The 505-nt window shown below is 51.1% G+C and carries 1 protein-coding gene; it reads right to left on the minus strand.

The window, feature by feature from the left end; translation table 11 throughout:
* A partial coding sequence (locus R7P74_RS29720; protein ID WP_318124342.1) for a SulP family inorganic anion transporter occupies positions 1-505 on the minus strand: 505 nt, incomplete at both ends.

The following is a 505-nucleotide window of genomic DNA, read 5'->3' on the forward strand; positions in this document are numbered from 1 at the left end:
ACTTGGATGTTTGTCACCGTGCCCATCGTCGCACCCGCTCCTGGAAGTGCGCCGAATAAACCTGAAATCATGTTCGCTAAGCCCTGACCACGAAGCTCTTTGTCGGAATCGTGCTCTTTTCGGGTAAGTGAGTCACCGATAACCGCAGTTAACAAGGTATCAATACAACCGAGCGTACCTAACACCAATGCATCGATGACCATTTCAACGAACATATCGGGGTCGATATGTGGCGCGACCAAAGATGGCAGGCCAGCCGGAATTTCCCCGATACGGCGGATATCTTCCGTATCAAACAACATCACCGACAATAAGGTAACTGCAACCAGTGCCACCAATTGAGCGGGTACATATTTGCGATACTTTTTTGGGAAAAAGAACAGAATGCCCAATGTCAGCAAGCCAAGGAAGAGCTCGGGAAATTTTAGATTAGAAATGGTGTGAGGCAGCGCGGGCAAGGTCCCTAGCACTCCTCCCGTAGGCGCGGCATGACCTAGGGGTGGCG

It is taken from the genome of Vibrio sp. 2033, from assembly GCF_033339735.1.